6 protein-coding genes are annotated in these 16,978 nt (G+C 71.1%); 3 read left to right on the forward strand and 3 right to left on the reverse strand.

Annotation, left to right across the window (positions count from 1 at the left end):
- Nucleotides 1–177 precede the first annotated feature (177 nt).
- Both IF11_RS0109610 and IF11_RS0109615 read right to left on the reverse strand, forming a co-directional pair.
- Nucleotides 178–684 carry a hypothetical protein gene (locus IF11_RS0109610; RefSeq protein WP_030351066.1) on the reverse strand — a complete coding sequence of 169 codons (507 nt, stop codon included), beginning with the start codon at nt 682–684 and terminating at the stop codon, nt 178–180.
- The gene (locus IF11_RS0109615; RefSeq protein WP_133243192.1) at nt 681–10,484 is read right to left on the reverse strand and encodes a LamG-like jellyroll fold domain-containing protein; all 9,804 of its coding nucleotides are present in this window, start codon (nt 10,482–10,484) and stop codon (nt 681–683) included. The genes IF11_RS0109610 and IF11_RS0109615 overlap by 4 nt, the downstream gene beginning before the upstream one ends.
- 187 nt (nt 10,485–10,671) lie before the next feature.
- On the opposite strand from IF11_RS0109615, the gene IF11_RS0109620 reads away from it, so the two are divergent.
- A complete protein-coding gene (locus IF11_RS0109620) occupies nt 10,672–12,660 on the forward strand; it encodes a tachylectin-related carbohydrate-binding protein (protein WP_030351068.1) in 1,989 nt (662 codons plus the stop codon).
- On the opposite strand, the gene IF11_RS0109625 is transcribed toward IF11_RS0109620, so the two are convergent.
- Nucleotides 12,623–13,111 (reverse strand): GtrA family protein, encoded by a 489-nt coding sequence (locus IF11_RS0109625; RefSeq protein ID WP_078490584.1) that lies wholly within the window; start codon nt 13,109–13,111, stop codon nt 12,623–12,625. The two genes, IF11_RS0109620 and IF11_RS0109625, sit on opposite strands and share 38 nt — an antisense overlap.
- Nucleotides 13,112–13,285: 174 nt before the next feature.
- On the opposite strand from IF11_RS0109625, the gene IF11_RS0109630 reads away from it, so the two are divergent.
- Both IF11_RS0109630 and IF11_RS0109635 read left to right on the forward strand, forming a co-directional pair.
- Nucleotides 13,286–15,829: a YfhO family protein gene (locus tag IF11_RS0109630; protein ID WP_078490609.1), complete on the forward strand. Its 2,544-nt coding sequence runs from the start codon at nt 13,286–13,288 to the stop codon at nt 15,827–15,829.
- Between the two features lie 49 nt (nt 15,830–15,878).
- A complete protein-coding gene (locus tag IF11_RS0109635) occupies nt 15,879–16,793 on the forward strand; it encodes a class I SAM-dependent methyltransferase (protein ID WP_030351071.1) in 915 nt (304 codons plus the stop codon).
- Nucleotides 16,794–16,978: the final 185 nt, after the last annotated feature.

A 16,978-nucleotide genomic window follows, 5' to 3' on the forward strand; every position in this document is an offset into this window, starting at 1 on the left:
GGGGGCCTCCCGGCGTGATTGTGCGGCGATGCACAAGGCCTTGCAGTGATCGATGGTAGGCAGTGGACGTGGTCTGGGCCACTGGTTCGACCAACGATTCACCAGGAGATCGGGGCACGGATGCCGATCGGGACACGGATGCCGGGCGTGCGGGTGGCCCGCCGCCCGGCATGCGGCTCATTCACGCGGCAGACGCTTCCCCGCCCTCGCTGCCGTCGCCGACCGGAACGCCTCGAACCGGTCCGTATCGGGGTCCACGAACTCCAGAATGTCCAGCGCGGTCTCCGTGTCCCCCGAGACGGCCTCGCGGTAGAGCAGCCAGATGCCCTCGCGCGCCGCCGCGCAGCACTCCTCCTCCAGCTCCGGCTCGCCCGCCTCGCTCTCGCTGAGATGGGACTCGCCGGTCACGAGCTGCCAGAGCATGGTCAGAAGGTGACCTCTGACGAAGGGCGGCAGGTCCTCGGCGAGCGCCGCCAGGATCACGGGCACGGCGTGCGGGGCCACCTGGAACAGCATGGACTGCTCTTCCAGGTGCCCCGCGAGCCCGTACCCGACCGTCTCCTCGACGCTCCTGGCCTCAAGGAGCCGGGTGAACGTCTCCGGGAGATGCGCTCCCGACTCCCGGCATCCGCAGCGAAGACCGGCCCAGTCGTGGCGGGCCAGCTCGATGAACGACGCTCTCATCGCGCCCCGCCGATCATCCAGGGTCCCTTGGGGTCGTAGAGCACCCCGGAGACGAAGTTGTCAGGTGAGTAGTTCCCTTGGCAGACGGTACAGATCTCCTTCTCCTGGAGCACCTTCCCCAGCCCGTCACCGACGTCCTCGCGCCGGATCGCCCGGGTGAAGATCACGTCGTCGGCCCCCCAGCCGGTCGCGTCGAGAATGTTGGGTTCCGCGCAGCTTCCGTTGCCCGAGCAGCCTACTGCGATGTCGCCGGTGTCCCGGTGCACGGCGGCTGTGTACGTCCGTGACTTCGCCTTGCCCGTGGCGACGCGCGCGGCCTCGTAGCGCAGCGCCGTCGCGTCGGCGATCCGCCCGTCCATGTCCCAGTTCCCCTGGGCCCGGTGGACGCTCACCGTGGGCTGGAACTTGCCCTGGAGACCTCTGGTGCCCTTACCGGCGGCGCAGTTGTGGACCAGGGCGGCCGAGGGGCCCGCGGCCACATAGAAGGTGTGCGCCCTGTCGACGCTCAGGTTGTGGACCGTCGCCTGCTGCGTCCACGCCTGGACCGACTCGACCTGGACCCAGCTGCCGTTGCCCGTCCTGAGCCACTGGCCCGGCTTCAGTTCGCCGGCCTTCTGCCACTTCTTGAGGTCCGGGACCCAGAAGGAGTGGCCTTCCGTGGCCGTGATCGTGTCGGTGGCGTCGCCCTTGGCGCCGTCCGTGTCGACCGTGAGCTTGACGAGCCTCTTCAGGCCCTTGCCCTCGATCGTCTCGGTGACCTCCCGCGGGGAGGTCTTTCCGGTCGTCGGGTCCGTGGCCGTTACCTTGTCGCCCGCCTCGACATCCTCGATCGGTTTCCGGGTGCCGTCGGCCATCACCACTTCGGTACCGGACACAAAGCTGTTCCCGGTCAGATCGGCGGCGAGCTGTACGCACGACACGGCCGTTTCCACGGTCTCGGCCGCATCGCCGATCCTGTCGGCCGCCTTGGCGATGTCGTCCGCGTACTTCATCGCCTTCATGCCCATCCGGCCGGCCTTCGCCGCCCGGACCGCGCCCGCGCCCACTCCTCCCAGGGCCAGGCCGCCCACCGTGGCGACGGCCCAGGCGCAGGCCTCCATGTCGCCCTTGGTGACGCAGTTCTTGATGTCGTTGAAGCCGGTGACCTCCCCGACGACATTGCCGACCGCCTTCACCCCGTCCCAGACCGCCGGGGCGACATCGATCGCGTAGTCGACCGCCGCCGAGACGGACTCGACCACGATGCCGATCTGTTCCACCGCCGCGTCGCGGATGGCGTTCGTGACCTTGGCGACGTCCGCGATGACATCGCGGGTCGCCGAGACGATGATCGCCGGGAGGTTGGGGTTGGCCGTGACGATCGCGTGGGCCACCGCCATCAGAGGTTTGGCCGCCGCGACGATGTCCGGGATCGGGTTGTGCTTGGCCACGTACGCGGCGACCGACTTGGCCTTGCGGGTGACGGCCTCGCGGGCCGCGCGGTACTGGCGTTGGGCCTCCGCCGCTTTCTGTCTGGCCCATTCACCTGTCGAGGAGGCCGCCGCGCTGACCTTGCTGCCGACCCATCTCGCCGCGCTGGCGGCGTAGCTGACGGCTGTCTTCAGGCCGGACTTCTCGTACACCCAGCTCGCGGCGCGGCCCAGCGCCTTCGTGGCGATCTTCAGTGCGGAGAGCGGATGGCGCACGGTGTAGACCACCCCGCTCCACACCTTCTTCGCCGTCTTGACCGCGAACTTCACCGGCTTGCTGTTCTTGACCTTGTTCCAGGCCTTCTTGCACCAGCCGCAGCTGGGCCAGTTGCCGTCCGGGTCCGTGTAGTTCACCGGCGAACCGGCGCCGTACGTATAGCGGTTGGCGAGGATCGAGGCGCCCGAGGCGTAGGTGTACGCGTCGCGCGAGTCGAAGGTGCCCGTGCCCGGGTCGTACCAGCGCGCGCCCATGTTGACCTGGTCGGTCTCCGGGTCGGTCCAGTCGCCCTGGAAGCCCGCGCTGCCCGCCTCGTCGGACGCGCCCGCCGTGCCGATCGTCGCGCCGAAGGGGTCGTACGCCGTCGAGGAATCCAGGGACGTCTTCGCACCGTCCGTCGCCGACATGCCGCCGACCACATCGCCGTGCCTGTCGCTGACGGACAGTTGCGCCGGGCCGCCCTCGGCGACCGAGAGCAGTTCGTCCGCGGCCCCGCGCCCGTAGGTCGCCGAGTTGTCCTTGACCGGGTCGGGGGCGAATCCGGCGTACGTGAAGTCCGTGCCGTTGCGGGCGGCCACCCGGTTCAGCGCGTCGTAGGTGTACGCCGTCCCGGACTCGCCCGCCTTCGTCATCCGGTCGAAGGCGTCGAAGGTGAACTCCTCCGTCAGCCCCGAGCTGGTACGGGAGGCGAGGGTGCCGCGCGGGCTGTAGTCGTACGTGTAGTCCCCGTCGGTCAGCAGCCGGTTGCGCTCGTCGAACGTGGCGCTCTTGGCACCGTTCTTGACGCGGTTGCCGCTGTCGTCCCAGCCGTACTCGGTCGTCGCGCCGTCCGCCGTCCAGGACGTGAGCCGGCCCGCCTGGTCGTAGCCGTAGGTGTTCTCGCCGGCCTTGGCCGTGCCGGTGGTCGTCTTGCCGGTCAGCTGGTCGTTCGTGTCGTAGTCGTAGTCGGTGGACGCGAGGGCCGCGCCGCCGCTGCTCTTGACCGTGTCGGTGTCCAGCCGGCCCAGATCGTCGTACGTGTACGCGCGCGACTGCCCGGCGCCGTAGTCGACCCGCTCGACCGCGCCCGCGCCGTCGTAGCCGTAGCTCTGCTGGACGCCCGTCAACGGGTCCTTGGAACTGGCCAGTTGCTGGCGCGCGTAGGTGAAGGTCGCGGTCCCGGCCGCGTCGGTGCGGCCGGTCAGCAGGCCGTCGCTGTTGTAGGTGTACGAGGCGTCGCCCGACGGGCCCTCGGCCTTCAGCAGCAGGCCCCGGTCGTTGTACTCGTATCCGTTGTCGCCCTTGGGGGACGACGCCTTGGTGAGCCGGCCGGCCGCGTCGTAGCCGTAGCGCTTCTCCGCCGTGGCGGCCTCGGCGCCCGCGCCGCTCTCCCGGATCAGGTTGCCGGCCTTGTCGTACTCCCGCTCGCGCGTGACCCCGCCCGGCGCGGTCACCTTCACGGCCCGGCCGCTCGCGTCGTACGCCGTCGTCCATGTGCGGTCGGCGGGCGAGGGGTCGCGCGCGGTCGACGGCTCGATGACGGACTCGGGCAGACCGAGCGTATTGACGGTGTAGACGGTGTTGTTGCCGCGTCCGTCGGTGTAGCGGGTGCGGTTGCCGAGCGCGTCGTAACCGAAGGACGTGGTGATCGACTTGGTGTCCGAGACCGGTTCGGTCTGGCTGGTCAGCCGGTCCAGCGCGTCGTACGCGTAGGTCGTGCTGCGGCCCTGCGCGTCGGTCGCGCTGATGAGGTTGCCCGCCAGGTCGTAGCCGTAACCGACCTTGCGCAGCTCGCTGTTGGTGGCGTCCAGGTCGGCGTCCCTGACCAGCTGGCCGAGCCCGTCGTACAGCTTCGACGAGGTCCGTCCCTTGCCGTCCGTACGGCGCACCTCGCGCCCGGCGATGTCGTACCCGAACTGGGTGACCACGCCCGCCGCGTCCGTCAGCCGGGTCAGCTGGCCGAGCGCGTCATAGACGAACTGGGTGGCGCCGCCGCCCGGTGCGGTCTGCTTCACCACATTGCCCGCGTCGTCGTAGTCGTTGCGGGTGGTGAACGAGCCGGGCTGCGGGCTGCGTTCGATCCGGGTGGTGGTGACCGGCCGGTCCATGTCGTCGTACGTCGTCTCGGCGCGCGCCCCGTTCGGGTCGGTGACCGAGAGCACCTCTCCGGTGCGGGTGTACGTGTACGACCAGCGGGCGCGGTCGTCGCCGGAGCCCGAACCGGTCGGCTCGTCCCGGACCATCAGCCGGTTCTGCCGGTCGTACTCGTAGCGCGTCACCCGGCCCAGCGGGTCGGTCGACTCCTTCACATTGCCCAGCGCGTCATAGGCGTTCGTGACGGTCGGGGTGACGGGGGTGGTGGAGCCGGGCGCCGTGTAGCCGGGCGCGGTGGTGGTGACGAGCCGGCCGAGCCGGTCGTAGGTGGAGCGGTTGATCCGGCCGAGCGCGTCCACCGACTCGGTCGCCGCGCCGAAGGTGTCATAGCCGGTGTAGGTGAGGGGGCGGGTGGTGACGGGCGCGCCGCCGCCGGACTCCGTCCGTACCTCCGGCGCCTTCGTGGACAGCGGCCGGCCCAGCTCGTCGTAGGTGTACTCGGTGGTCCGGCCGCCCGGGTCGGTCCGGGAGATCGTCAGTCCGCGCTGGTCGTAGCCGTACTTCGTGGTGCGCGACTCGGTGCCGTTCTCGACGGTCTCCTGGATCGCGTTGCCCGCGTCGTCGTACTGGTAGCTGACGGTCTCCGGGTTGACGCTCACCGGCCACGGCACATTGGACGCGAGCCCCCCGGAGGCGGAGGTCTTCACATTGCCCGCGAGGTCGTAGGTCAGGGTGGTGCGGCGGGCCGCCCCGCTCGGGTCGCTGACCGTCGACTTCGTACGGCCCACCGCGTCATAGGTGTACTGCGTGACGAGCTTGCCGTTGGCCGCCGTCTCGGTGAGCACATTGCCGGCGCCGTCGTAGGTGTTGGCCTCGACGACGAGGTCGCGCTTGGTGCCGTCGGGGTTGTGGAAGTCCTTGAGGGTGACGGACTTGACGAGGTCGTCGCCGAAGTACTCGTAGGCGACGGTGCGGCCCATCGAGTCGGTGTTCCTGGCGACCCGGCCGCCCATGTCGTACGCGAACGACTCCAGGACGGTGTAGTCGTCGTCCCCGCCGTCGTCCTCCCAGTCGCGCAGCCGCGTCTCGGCCATCATGTTGCGCGCGGTGTAGAGGTAGTCGAAGTGGTTGCCGTTGGCGTCGACCATCGAGGTCTTGTTGCCGAAGACGTCGTAGGTGTAGGTGGTCTCGCTGCCCTCGGCGTCGGTGACCGTCTCGGGGCGGCCCCGGTCGTCGAGAGCGAAGGTCATCACGCGCGTCGCGTCGCCGCCGAGCAGATCGCTGACCTCGGTGCGCACCACATTGCCGTCGGCGTCATAGCTGGTGGCGGTCTTCTGCTGGTGCTTGCCGAGGGTGACGGCGTTGGACGCGGCCGGGTCGGTGACGGTGGCGACCCGGGAGAGCTTGTCGTAGGTGAAGGTCGTGGTGACCCCGGCCGGCTGGGCGTCCGAGACGGTCGTCTCGGTGAGCTTGCGGCCCAGCGCGTCGTACGTGTACTTGGTGATCTGGCCGGACGGTTCGGTCAGCTGGGCCAGGTCACCGCTCTTGAAGTACCGGTAGCGGGTGACCTTCCCGAGCGGGTCGGTGGTGGTCAGCGGCAGTCCGGTGGCCGTGTTGCCGCCGTCGACCGCCGGTTCCGCGCCGGTGGTGTACGTATGGCGCACGACCCCGCCGTCGGGCGCCGTCTGGCTGAGCAGCGCTCCCTTGTCGTTGTACTGGTACTGCGTGCGGTAGCGGTTGTCGGTGACACCGGTGGAGCGGCCGTCGCGGGTCTCGGAGGGCTGGTCGGCCCGCAGGTCGAAGTCGCCGGTCGCCACCGGATAGGTGGTGTACGCGGTCTGGCAGTCGTCCTTGGCCCGGCAGGTCGTACGGCGGACCACATTGCCGCGGTCGTCGTAGCCCAGCGCGACGGTGTCACCGTTCTCGCTGGTGATCGCGGTCTGGAAGCCCTTGTCGTCGTAGCCGAACGTACGGATGGCCACGCCGTCCGCGGGGTGCCGGATGAAGTCGGGCTCGCTGCCGCCGTCCCCCGGCGGATTGGTGCAGAAGGCCGGGTCGCCCGGGTCGGGCTTGGTGCAGATCTCGCCCGGTGGCTCCGGCGGCCCCGAGGACGACGGGGTGGCGGGCTCGCGGGCGCCCAGCGCCATCGGCTCGCCGTAGCGCAGCATCCGCGAGGTCAGCCCGTCGTACTCGTAGAAGTAGGGGGCGTCCATCGGGTCATGGACCTCGACGGTGCGCCGCAGGTCCTTGTCGTTGCCGAAGACCGCGGGCGTGCCGATCTTCCACGTACCGCCGTTGCGGTCGGTGTACTCCTCGACGCGGTCGCGGGAGGTGTCGTACTGCACCTCGGTGGCGGTACGGCCCGACGGCAGCGTCGTGGACGTGAGCAGATCGGCGGCCCGGCCGCCCTCGCGGTAGTGGTTGGCGACGGCCGCCGCGCCCAGCGGACGGTGGTAGACCGCGACATCGTCGATGGTGCCCGCGAAGGACTTGGCGGCAGTGGTGCCCCAGCCGGGCCAGGACGCCGGGGTGACCGGACGGGCGGCGCCGATCTGGTTGTACGTCAGATCGTTCTGGGTGAGCTGGGCGCCGGTGAGGGTGCCGGAGAGCTTGCCGTCCAGATACAGGTTCTGGGTGGAGCCGGAGACGGAGAGCACGGCGTGGTGCCACTTGCCGTCGTTGACGTTCTTGGTGATGTCGGTGATCGGCGCGGCGGTGCCGGTCCAGAACTGGCCGCGCAGCTTGCCGTCCGTACCGACGTAGAGCAGCGGCGCCCCGCTGGTCGGGGCCGTGCCCCAGGCCTTGTTCTGGTAGCCGACGAGCGGACCGCCGAGCCCCGACGCGATGGTCTTGAACCACACCTCGACCGCCGCGTCACGGCTCTTCTTCAGCGTGCCCGAGGGCAGGTCGACGCGGGAGGTGGTGCCGTTGAAGGTGCCGGCCGTACCGGGGTCGCCGGTGATCCCGCCGTCCGCGCCCAGCGTCACATCCGTGTAGGTGCCGCGGTCCTTGCCGAGGTTGACCTCGACGGCGCTGTTCGCGGCGGCGCCCTCCGCCTCGCCGAGCCGCCAGTAGGACTCGGGGCGGGAGTCGAGGACGGTGGAGCGGTAGTGGCTGCCCGCGCCGTAGCCATACCGCGTACAGCCGGCCGCCGGGTCGCACACCGTGTCCAGCCGGTCGCCGGTGTAGGTGTAACTCCAGCTCAGCGCCGCCCCGTCGACGGCGTTGGTGGCCACCTTGGTGACATGCGCGCCGGTCCAGGTGAAGGTGAGGGAGCGGCCGGTGCGGGCGTTGACCGCCGTCGAGATCTTCCCGCCGGAGTAGGTGTAGGTGACGGCCGCGGAGAACGGGTCGGTGACCTTCACCAGCAGACCGGATGAGCTGAAGTCGTAGACCGTGCCCGACTTGTCCTGGAGCTTGTACGTACCGGCCGCGGCGTCCGCCGTCAGCTTGGCGAACCGGCCCGGCGGCGGGGCGAACGTACCGTCCGCGTTCTTGCCGAAGCGGACGTCCTGGCCGTCCGGGTAGCGGATGACGACATTGCCCGTGCCGTCGTCGTCCGGGGTCAGCCGCATGTCGTACCGCGTCGACCAGCCCGCGCCGAAGGCGGCGTCACGCCGCGGGTCCAGGCTGTTGTACGTCCGTACGAGCGTGAGGTCCGGGCCGACCCCGGCCACGGACGCGTCGATGGCGGCCGTGGTGAAGTTGCCGACGTTCGGGTCGAACTCCTTGCCCTGGGCCTCAGCGAGCCGCGAGGTGATCTCGGGCTGCGGGACGGCCGCGACCAGCGCGACCTGCGCGGTCGGCACCTCGTTCGACGCGTCCTTGACGAAGCCGCGCCACAGATAGGTCGTGCCCCACTTCAGCCGCCCCGCGGGCACCGGATAGGCGGAGCCCGGCTGATAGGCGGAGGTGGTGCAGGCGGTCGGCTTGCCGTCCTTGTCCGACTCGCAGATCTCGAACTTGTACTGGAGCGCGGAGCCGGGCGGCGCGTCGACGTCGACACCGGCCGCCCACAGCTGCGGGGTGAGGGTCTGCGCCTGGTAACCGTTGGGCGGGAACTGCTCCTTGACCACCGGCGCGATGTCGAAGACCTGGAGGACGAGCCGGCCCGGCGGCACCTGCTCGTCGGTGAAGACCTTGCCGCCCGTGCGGACCATCGTGAAGTCGAGCATGTAGGTGCCCGGCGGCAGCGCCTTGATGGTCGCGTCGAAGGTGATGCGCCCGCCGTGGGCCACCTGTCCCGTGACATCGGCCGCGCGCTGCTGCGTGACGAGCTTGCCCTTGGAGTCGTACGCCCGGTAGGCGAGGTAGTAGCCGCCCGCGGTCCAGGTCTCCGCGCCCTTGTTGGTGACGGTGACCTTGACCTTGCCCGCCTGGTTCTGGAGGACCGGCGGGTCGGGCACCGGCTTGGGGAAGGAGTACGTCGCGTTGTACGGGGAGTGCGTGACGAACAGCTTCGGCGGGTTGGCGGTGGTGTCGCCGGTGAACTTCTTGAACCCGAGCGGGTCGGTGGCCGAAGCGCGCAGCGAGAGCCCGTAGTTGGGCTGGCTGCCGTCCACCCAGCGCTGCACCAGATCACGGCCGCCCTTGCCGAGGTCGAACAGCTCACCGGCGGCCGGGCAGCCGGACTTCGACGAGCCGACGGCGATATGCCCGTACGCGAAGGACTTGGAGGCCAGCGAGCCGCCGACCGACGGACCGGGGTACGAGCCGCCGGTCGCGGTCGTCCAGGACTGGGTGACCGGATGGACGGAGACGGAGCGGGGCTTGCAGGAGGCCGCGTCGTAGTTCACGACCTGGAGCTGCGCGCCGAAGATCTTGTGGTTCTTGAGCTCCGTGTCGAGGCCGGGGAAGCCGAGATAGGAGGCGGTGGAGCCGGCCGTGCCCTTGCCGACATGCAGTTCGTTCGTCCCCGCGACCGCTCCGTTCTCCGTGACATACATGGAGCGGGAGGCGGCGGTGGTGTCGACGGACGGGTCGACCCGGACGGGGAAGGCGCGGGCCGGATCGGTGAGCCAGTCGCGGTCGGCGCTGACCCGGAGGGCCTGGCCGCCGTCGCGCGCGATCAGTTCGTAGCGGACGGCGTGGGAGACGGCGCCGTTGGCGTCCTCCATGAACCCGGCCGGGATGACGGCTTTCGTGCGGCCCCGGTCGTCGGTGAGGACGACGGAGCCCTCGCCGCCGGTCCCCGCCGTGCCGTTCTGTGCGGTGCCCGGCTTCGCGGTGAGGCCGGTGAGGGTGAGCGGGAAGTCGAAGCTGGTGGGGGCGTCGGTGGAGCGCAGGACGAGCGTCTCCTTGACCCCGCCGGCCCGCGAGTCCAGCCACAGATCGGTCTCGGGCAGGACCTCGCGGTAGCTGACACGGCTGTCCGCCGCGCCGTCCTCCGTGGTGGCCTCCGCGCTTCCCCTGGCGTTGGCCGCACCGTCCAGCCCGTACGCGAAGGACTCACCGGAGGGGAAGGTGACGGCCGCGAGCCGGTCCGCGTCCGCCCGGCCGGCGAGCCGTACGCCCACGGAGCCCGCCGCGCCCGCCCAGCCGCCGTCCGTCGCGACCAGCGCGGGGTCGACCGGCCGCCAGCCGCCCGCGCTGTCGCGGTAGTGGAGCGGGGTGGTGGAGAGTTCGGTCGTCTCGGTGCCGTCGGCGTTCGCGTACGTACGGCTGTGCGCGGCGCGTTCGGAGACGATCTCCTTGCTGGTCGCGCGGTCGAAGCCGGTGACGGCGGGCGCGGGCGGCGTGGCGACGGAGGCGGTGTTGCGCCCCTCGTCCGGCTTCCGCACCGACGGCGCGCGCAGCGGGTACTTGGCCCGCAGCGACTGCCCGGTGGTCCGGTTGGTGCCGTCGGCGACCAGATGGTCCCGGCCCTCGGCGCTGCCCCAGCGCTGCCCCGGCCCCTTGGCGCCGGGCAGCGGCTCGGGGAACAGCGGGAACCCCACCCCGGCCACCGCCAGGGTGCCGACGGCGACGAAGCCGATCGCGGCGAGCGCGATCAACTTGACCCAGCCGGTACGGCACAGACGGGCCATCAGGAACTTCCGCACATGCCTGCGGTACACCGGCACGGTCCCCCCACCGATCCGAGACGAAACGATCAACCAGATGATGAGGACGATGTGATGGACATGTCGAGACCCGCACGCAGGGTTCACCTACTGGCCTTATTCGAGGGGGCGTTATTCACCCGGCCGCTACCGCACCGTTCACCCAGAGACGCTTAGCGTCCAGCGCATGACTCTCAATTCGCCCCGAAGAACCGGGCGTTGGACGGCACTCGCCACGGCGGTGGCGGCCGCCCTGCCCCTGCTCGTAGCCCTTCCCGGCGCCGCGCACGCGGCCGTGCCGCTCACCTGCAACACCAGCGGCCCGACGTACGCGATCGACTCGGCCGGCAAGCTGCTGCGCCAGGACATGCCGTCGCCGGGCGTCGGCAACGCCCTGCCCGCGCCCACCACCATCGACACGGGGTGGTCCGGCTACGGCAGGATGCTGGCCGGTCCCGCGGGCGCCTTCTACGGGATCAAGTCGGACGGCATCTACTACAGCCACCGCATCAGCGCGACGTCCACCTGGGACGTGCACCACAAGAAGATCAGCACCGGTTTCAGCGAGTTCCGCACGGGCACCCGGACCGACGACATCACCATGGACCGCGGCGGGAACCTCTGGACGTTCTCCCCCGACAGCGGCGGGCTGCGCTGGTGGCGCTACGACGCCGCCGCCGATGATTTCGTGAACGACGGCGGCAAGATCGTCGACATGGGGTGGGACCGCTACGACGCGATCTACGCCGGTGACAAGGGCGTGGTGTACGGCCGCGCCGTCGCCGACGGCAAGCTCTACCGGTCCCGCTACGACTACACCAGCCAGCGCTGGCTGGAGCGCCATGTCCTGGTGTCCGCCGCGGACTGGAGCGACACCAAGTACATGAGCTCGTACGGCGGGGACACGCTGTTCCGGGTCAAGGGCAACGGCGAGGTCCGCTACTACCGCTACGACGAGACGCTGGGTAACTTCCCCGTCTACAACAAGCTGGTGGAGAGCAGCGGCTGGGCGGCGTACACCTCGGTGTCCACGACCCCCGACTCCTGCCGGCTCGACTCCAACCACACGCCGCCGTCACCGGCCGTGGGGCTGGAGTCGTACAGCCGCGGCTCCGCGATGCGCTCCTCCTCGGGCGCGCTGGAGTACGCGTACACCGACAACATCGGCCGCCTGGTGTACGGCAGGCAGACCGACCCGTCGGACTTCAACGGCGTCAAGTGGACGACCATCTCCGGCAACGAGGCATTCAGCGGGCAGCCGGCCCTCGCCGAGCACGCCGACGGCCGGGTCGTGGTGAGCGCGCACAACACCTCGGGAAGCGTCTGGCAGCGCAACCAGGCCGCCGTGTCGTCCGAGGACTGGGGCAACTGGATCAACCTCGGCGGGGCGATGGCGCAGCACGCCGTCACCGGAAAGACCCCGACCGGGCTGCTCGTCCAGTTCGCGTCGGACGCGAGCGGCAAGCCGTGGTACCGCATCCAGCAGCGCGCCAATGTGGACTTCATGGGCTGGATGCCGCTCGGGGGCAGCGGCTTCGACGGGCCGTTCACCGCGGTCACCGTCCGCGACGGGATCCAGCTCTTCGGGCGGAACGCCTCCGGCGTGCTGAGCACGGCGCTGTTCAAGGAGGCCGGCACGCTGTCCGCGTGGACCGCGCTCGGCGCGCAGGGCGTGACCGGCACCCCGGCGGTCGTCGTCTACCCGGGCTACCGTCTGCGCGTCTTCGCCACGGACGGCAACGGTACGGTCGTGACGACCGTCCAGTCCGCCGAAGGCGGCGCCTACGGGGAGTGGTCCGCGATCGACGGGGTCACCGCGAAGGGCTCGCCCACCGCCGTGATCAGCCCGGTCAACGGGATCACCGAAGTGCTGGTGCTCGGTACGGACGGCACGATCCACAACACCGGTGAGGCGCAGCAGGGCACGGGCGTCTGGCGGCCCTGGCAGCAGCCGACCGCCGAGCAGGCGGCCACCGAGCCGACCGCGTTCGAGTACACCGACGCGTCGGGGCCGACCTGGGCCTATATGTTCCGTTCGGCGGACAACCAGACCCGGGTGTACCACTTGGACCTGGGCTTCGCCCGCATGGCGCGGAGCGCTCAGGGCGCGGCCGGCTCCCCGGCCGACGCGCCGGTCTTCACCGGCCGGACGCTGCCGGCCCCGCCGGCGAAGTGACGGCGGGGGCGCCGGCCGCGGTCACGTGGCCGGCGCCCTCCCGGGGGCTCTCCGCCGAGGGGGCGCCCTTCCGCGGGCCGGGGTCCGGGCGGAGCATGATCGCTCGGGAGACCACGAAGGTGATGGGGATGGCCCCGGCCGCCGCGATCAGCGGCGCGTACCGGCTGCCGAAGTGCAGGACGTCCACCAGCACATAGACGCCGACGGTGGTGATGACGAAGTTCGCCGCGTTGGTGAGCGGGAACAGCAGGAACTTCCGCCAGGTGGGGCGCGTCCGGTAGGTGAACCAGCTGTTCAGGAAGAACGAGCCGATCATGCTCAGCACGGACGCGGCGACATGCGCGGCGACATACGGCAGCCGGGTCAGCAGCAGTAGGTAGAAGGCGTAGTACGTACCTGTGTTCGCCGCTCCCACCAGCGCGAATCTGACCATCTGGATCCGGACCGTCATGTGCGTGCGCGCTCCCCCTGGTTACGGCTCCGGCGGAGGCCGCTTCACCCCAGGAGAACAGAAACCGGCGAGAATGTCGCGGAAGGACATTCCGTACGACCAAGAAGCAACCGTTCGATGAACGGGGCGAATTGACGCCTGTTTTCCCGCTTTGTGCTGGCATATTCGAGCTTCATGCCGACCTTGAAGCCCTTACGCGGCCTGACCACCGCGTCCGCCCAGCCGGCCGTGCCCGCCCCGCCGGCCACCTCCGCCCTGCCCGCCGCGTCCGGCCTGCCCGCCGTCGCCGCCGCGCTGATCACGCTGGTCTCCGTCTGCGCCGGTGACGCCGTGGCCCGCGTCTTCCCCTTCGGGCCGCGGAACCGCAGCGTCAGCGACCTCGGGAATCAGTTCGTACCGTTCCACGCCCAGCTGTGGGACCTGCTGCACGGGCGGGCCGAGGGCGGCATCCTGCTCAACTGGCGGTCGGGGTACGGCACCGCGTTCCTGCCCGATCTCGGTACGTATCTGACCAGCCCGTTCGCCGTGCTGGTCGGGCTCTTCCCCCGGGACCGGATCGATCTCGCGGTCTATGTGATCACCCTGCTCAAGATGGCCGCCGCCGGGGCCGCCATGACCGTGCTGCTGCTCCAACTGGCCCGGGGCGCGCGCCATTCGCCCCGGTGGGCGGCGGCCGTGCTCGGCGCCGGGTACGCGCTCTGCGGCTGGTCCGTCGCCGAGGCGGCGTACAACCCCATGTGGCTGGACGGCCTCATCGCCTTCCCGCTCCTCTGTCTGGTCGGCGAGTGGGCCCGGACGGCGCGGCGGCCGGTGCTCGGTCCGCTGGTCGTCGCCCTCGCCTGGACCGCCAACTTCTACACCGCCTACATGGCCACCCTCGGGGCCGCGCTGGTGCTCTGCCTTCGCCTGCTGCTGGACGAGGAGCGGACCGTACGCGAGCGCCTCCGGGGCCTGGCGCGGGCCACCGGCACGGTGCTGCTCGGCACCGGGCTGGCCGCTCCCGTCCTCGTCCCCGTCTTCCTCGGCACCCGGCACGCGTCCCCCGGCTGGACGAAGGAGTTCGTGCCCGTCCCCTGGACGCAGCTGTTCGCGCGCATGCTCCCGGCCACGTATACCTTCTTCACCCCCGCGCTGTTCCTGGGCGCGTGCGTGCTGCTGCCCGCCGCCGCCCTGCTCGCGCACCGCTCGGTGCCATGGCGCGTGCGGGCCGGCTGGGCGGCGCTGGTGGTGGCGGTGGCGCTGTCGTTGCAGTGGGGGCCGACGAGTCTGGCGTGGCACGCCTTCGCGATCCCCAACGGCAGCACGTACCGCCAGACGTTCATACTCTCCGGGATCCTCGTCCTCGCCGCCTGGACCGGTCTCAGCCACGGCTGGCCGGGCCGTCGCGCCCTGCTCGCCGGTACGGGCGTGCTCGTGGCGCTCGCGCTCGCCGCGTCGGCCGACAGGATGCCCGACGGGATGCCCGACGCGCGGGCGCTGGCGCTCTTCGGCGGCGGGGTGGCCACGGCGGCGGCCGGTCTGGCGCTGGCGCGCAAACGCGGATACGCCGTACTCGCCGCGCTGCTGCTGGTGGGCAGCCTGACCGGGCAGGCCGCGGCCACCACCGCCTACGCGGACCGCAAGCGGCTGCACGTGCTGGACGACTACCCGGCCTGGGGCGCGGACCAGAGCGCCAGGGCGGCGGCGATCGCGCGGGCGGACGGATGGCCGCGCTACCGCACGGATCCCGGGCGTGAGCGGATCACCGGCAACGACCCGCTGCTGCTCGGCGGCGAGGGCGGTGAGTACTACAGCAGCCATACGCCCGCCGTGCTGACCAGCACGATGGCCGCGCTCGGCGGCGGCTGGACATCCGGCGGCCGGGTGGTGGAGAGCCTCGACAACCCGGTCACCGACGCGATCTTCGCGGTGGGCGCGCGCCTGCGTACCGAGCCGGGGCACGCGCCGGTGCTCGTGCGGGCGCCGGCGCCGCCGCTGGTGACCGTACGGCCGGAGGCGCGGGCCGCTGCGGAGCTCCGGTACGGGCGTTCGCCCTTCCGCAACCAGGAACTCCTGCTCGGCGCCCGGGTCTACAGCCGCGTCCTCACCTCCCCCCGGGCCGCCGCCGTGTGCCCGGCCGGCACCGAGGTCTTCCTCTTCGCGCCCGGCTACTACGGCACGGCCCGGCTGGGCGACAGCCCGCCCGTCGCGCTGACCGGCCGACTTCCCAAGCGCCGGGCGGCGATGGTCTCGCTCGGCACGGCGGAGCGCGCGGGTATCCCGGTGACCTTCGACGGCGCGCGCCCGCGCGAGTGGAGCGTGGGCTGTCTGGACCGCAAGCGGCTGTCGGCGGCGGTGGACCGGCTGACGGACACGGGCGCCGTCTCGGTGACGGTGACAGACAGCGGCGTACGGGCCGAGGTCCCGGCCGGCAGCAGGGGGCTCGCGGTGCTCGCGGCGCCCCGTATCGCGGGCTGGAGCTGTGACGGCAAGCCCGCCGCCTCCTACCTCGGGCTGGTCGCGGCGCCGCTGAACGGATCGGATGGATCGGGCGGGTCGGACGGATCGGACGGATCGCAAACCACCGTGGACTGCTCGTTCCGGCCGCCGGGGCTGCGCTCGGGACTGACGGTGGGGGCAGCGGCCGTGTTCGTGCTGGTCACCGTCGCTTTCCTGACCATCGCGCGTCGTCGCGCCATGCGCGCGTCGCCCCCGCGACATCAACCCTTCACCCATTGAGCACTGAGGTGTGGCCCGCCGGGGCCGCGCCGGAGCGTAGTTTCCGCGCATGTCTTCTCTTTTGAGCAACCGGCTGGCGAAGAGGATCCTGCGACCTGCCGCCGGACTGGTAGACCGGCGCATCAAGCACTCGCCCCTGCGTAAAGATCTCGACACCCTGAAGCGCGAGGTCGCGGACCTGCGCGCTCAGCAGTACGCGTTCGGCCTGCTGTTCGACCGGACGGGGCGGAGCGGCCACCGGGTGCCCACGCCCGCTCAGATCGACACCCTCGTACGACAGATAGCCGAGGTGACCGGGGAGGACGGCGGGTACGCCCGGCGTAACGTCACCGTCGCGTACCGCAATGTGATCGCCCTGGAGGCGCTGGCCGTGGGCCGGCTGGCCGGCTCCACCTCGAACGTGTGCGGCAAGCTCGCCACCGTCCCGCTGCTCTCCCCGCCCAACGGCGACGTCCTGGAGATCGGCACGCTGTACGGCCTGTTCTCGGCCACGATGATGCGCATGCTGCACCGGGCCGGCACGGAAGCGCGGCTCACGATCGTCGACCCGCTGGTGGGCAGCCAGCTCCAGCCCGGCGCGAAGCAGTCCGCCGAGCCGACGGGCACGCCGGTGCGCATGGACGTCGTACGCGCCAACCTCGCGCTGGGCGGCCGGTCCGGCGAGGAGGCCCGCATACAGCAGGGCTTCTCCGGGGACCCGGAGGTGCGGGCCGCGGTCTCCGACCGTGAGTACGGCGTGATCGTGGTGGACGGTGACCACTCCGCGGAAGGCGTGCTGGCCGACCTGGAGTGGGTCGAGGAGATCGTGGCACCCGGCGGGATCGTCGTCCTCGACGACTACGGCGACGGCCACTGGCCGGGCGTCCAGGAGGCCACGGACAAGCACCTGGCGAACGGCACGTCGCGGCTGGAGATGCTGGGCCGCGTCTCGACGTCGGCGTTCCTGCGGGCGCGGCCGGCGTAGACGAGTAAGTCCGAAGTCCCGTCTGCCCGGCCCCGGGTGGGTCGCTGACCGCCACCCCGCAGTCGCCGCCGTCGCCGCCGCGCGCGCTACGGCGGCGCCGGGGCGCGTGACGGATCCACCCGGGCCGGCGGCCGGCGGTCCTCGAAGGACCGTCAACCCGCTACCCGGAGGTCCGTTTCATCGGC

Origin of the sequence: Streptomyces scopuliridis RB72 (assembly GCF_000718095.1) — a bacterium.
In the GTDB taxonomy this organism is placed as follows: Bacteria; Actinomycetota; Actinomycetes; order Streptomycetales; family Streptomycetaceae; genus Streptomyces; species Streptomyces scopuliridis.